This is a genomic window from Bradyrhizobium sp., from assembly GCF_016462955.1.
Taxonomy (GTDB): Bacteria; Pseudomonadota; Alphaproteobacteria; order Rhizobiales; family Xanthobacteraceae; genus Bradyrhizobium.
The window spans coordinates 1-2,825 of sequence record NZ_JAEMSD010000701.1; the positions used below are offsets into that span (position 1 = coordinate 1).

Genomic DNA, 2,825 nt, shown 5'->3' on the forward strand with positions numbered 1-2,825 from the left:
GTCCTGGAGTTTCCCGCGATCGGGCCCGTTCCCTTCTGTGCGATGCTGCTCGCCGACCTCGGCGCCACCGTTCTACGAATAGAACGGCCGGAAGACGCGGGTCTGGGGATTGAGCGCCCACGACGTTTCCAGATCTCGCATCGTGGCAGAAAATCCTTGAAACTCGATCTGAAACGACCGCAATCGCTCGAGTTGGTGAAGGTTTTGGTCGAGCGCAGCGACGTGCTGATCGAGGGCTTTCGCCCGGGCGTCATGGAGAGATTGGGGCTCGGTTGGGAAGTCTGTCAGCGGCTCAATCCGCGCCTGATCTATGGTCGGATGACCGGCTGGGGTCAGACGGGCCCGCTTTCGCCGTACGCCGGACACGACATCAACTATATCGCGCTGACGGGCGCTCTCAACGCGATCGGTCGGAAGGGCCAGCCGCCGACGCCGCCCCTGAACCTTTTGGGAGACTTTGGAGGTGGCTCGCTCTACCTAGCCCTCGGGATACTCAGCGCTCTATGGGAGCGGCAACGCTCCGGCCAAGGCCAGGTCGTCGATGCGGCCATCGTCGACGGCGTCCTTTCACTGCTCGGCGGACACATTGGCATGTTGGCCTCCGGGCTCGCAAAAGAAGAGCGAGGGACCAACATGCTCGACAGCGGCGGTCCGTTCTATGACGTGTACCGCTGCGCCGACGGCCGCTGGCTCGCCGTCGGCACCATTGAAGATAAGTTCTTCTCACAGTTGGCCGCCAAGGCTGGTCTCGATGCCAAGGACGCGCTTCGTCGCAAGCGCGAGGATTGGACATCATTGCGGCTCGACCTCGAGGCGGCGTTCTCGGAAAAGACAGCCGATGAATGGCGTGTCGCGTTCGACGGTACTGATTGTTGCGCGACGGTCGTCAACTCCGTCGAAGAGGCTTTCGCCGATCCCCATCTCGTCGAACGAAAATCGTTCATAGAGATCGAAGGGGTGCTTCAACCCGCTCCCGCCCCGCGTTTCAGTCGCAGCGTTACGGATACTCCGCGGTCTCCGAATGCGCCTAACACGGCCGACGAAGCATTAGCCGACTGGCTCGATCCGAGGACGATAGAGATTTTCAAGAAAAACGGATCATGGTACGACTAAAGTAGAAGGCAAAATCGCAATGCGTCATGTTCTCCGTGCATACACTACCGCGCGCTGAATCATTGTAGCGCCCTCTCTTTATGTGATTAATTGTCCTAAAGGACTACACGTCAGGGAGCCAAGGCGGGATAATGATACCGCTTGACAGCATTTCAGGCTATCGCGGCCTTCTGCTGTCGGACAGGACGAAGATCGTTCTTTCGACTGGCGTTGCGGAAGACCCCCGCCTTAAAAGTCTCGCGCTCGATCCGGATTGGATCGCCGAGGCTCGGATACGTCGCATCAATCGGCTCACTCTCGATCGCCAATCCTATATCGTTCTGGTGATGACTGTCGCGAGAGACGATCTCCTGATATTCGGCGAGCCACCCGGCGACGCCGTCATCAACTTCCTGTCGAGTGTCGACTTCGCCTGGGAAATGATGGAGCAGCTTCTCACGGATCCTTTCGAAGGCATGATCATCGTCGACGACAAGGCTCGCATTTCCTACATGTCACCCATTCACGAACGGTTCTTCGGATTGAAGCCGTGCGAGGCGCGGGACCGTCTGATAGAGGACGTCGTCGAGGGGACCAGGCTGCATAAGGTCGTGCAGTCCGGCAAGGCCGAGGTCGGCACGATGCAGCACATGCGCGGCTCGGACAGGATCGTGTCCAGGATCCCGATTCGTCGGAAGGACAGGATCCTCGGCGCGTATGGGCGGGTGATGTTCAAAGGACCCGAGCAGCTGGCCATCCTGAACGCCAGGATACGCGCGCTGGAGGGGCAGGTCGAATTCTACAAACGGGAATCGGAGACGCTGAAGTCCCAGAAATACGGGCTCGATAGCATCGTCGGCAACAGTCCCGCCGTCCAGCGCCTCCGCGCGGAAATCGTGAAGATCGCACCTCTGGAGATTCCCGTTCTGATACGCGGCGAGAGCGGGACCGGCAAGGAATTGGTCGCTCACGCGCTGCATCGGCTGAGCCCGCGAAGGGACGGACCCATGATCGCCGTCAACGCCGCGGCGATGCCTCAAACTCTGGTCGAGTCCGAGCTGTTCGGATACGAACCGGGAGCCTTTACAGGAGCCGACAAGAAGGGCCGGAAAGGAAAATTCGAGCAGGCGACCGAAGGCATCATGTTTCTCGACGAGATCGGGGACATGCCGCTCGAGGTGCAGGCGAAGCTGCTGCGCGTGCTGCAGGATAGGATCGTCGAGCGTGTCGGAGGCGACAAGCCACGCCAGCTCGATTTCAGATTGATCTCCGCGACAAACCGGGACCTTCAGTCCTTGGTTGAAGCCGGCAAGTTCCGGCTGGACCTGTTCTACCGGATATCACCCATCGTGATCCAATTGCCTCCGCTTAGGGAACGCATCGAGGATATCCCGCTGCTCTCCTCGAAGTTCCTCGAGAGCATCGCCTACCGCCATGCTCGCCCAGTGCCGTCGATCGACGACGAGGCCCTGACTGCGTTGATGGAAAGACCTTGGCCCGGCAATATTCGGCAGCTTCAGCACGAAATCGAACGCGCCTTTGCGTTCTGCGATGGCACCGCCATCAAAGTCGAGGATCTTACCGAGCCGAAGATTGAGCCTCAGGCCGCATCGCGGCCGACCATGATGGCCGAGACCGCTCCACCTATTGCGGCCGACGGACTCCGGGCGATGTTGGACAAGGTGGAAACTCAGGGAATCCGCGACGCTCTGGTCCGTTACAAGGGCAATAAG

The 2,825-nt window shown here is 59.7% G+C and carries 3 protein-coding genes; 2 read left to right on the forward strand and 1 reads right to left on the reverse strand.

Annotation, left to right across the window (positions count from 1 at the left end; genetic code table 11):
• Nucleotides 1-1,113, forward strand: a 1,113-nt coding sequence (locus JHD07_RS37085) for a CaiB/BaiF CoA-transferase family protein (RefSeq protein ID WP_366865839.1), incomplete at its 5' end; no start/stop codon positions are given.
• Between the two features lie 152 nt (nucleotides 1,114-1,265).
• Here JHD07_RS37085 and JHD07_RS37090 read toward each other — a convergent pair.
• Nucleotides 1,266-1,421 carry a hypothetical protein gene (locus tag JHD07_RS37090; RefSeq protein ID WP_245269629.1) on the reverse strand — a complete coding sequence of 52 codons (156 nt, stop codon included), beginning with the start codon at nucleotides 1,419-1,421 and terminating at the stop codon, nucleotides 1,266-1,268.
• 321 nt (nucleotides 1,422-1,742) lie between these two features.
• Here JHD07_RS37090 and JHD07_RS37095 point away from each other — a divergent pair.
• The coding region (locus JHD07_RS37095; protein WP_291631217.1) for a sigma 54-interacting transcriptional regulator at nucleotides 1,743-2,825 on the forward strand (1,083 nt) is incomplete at its 3' end.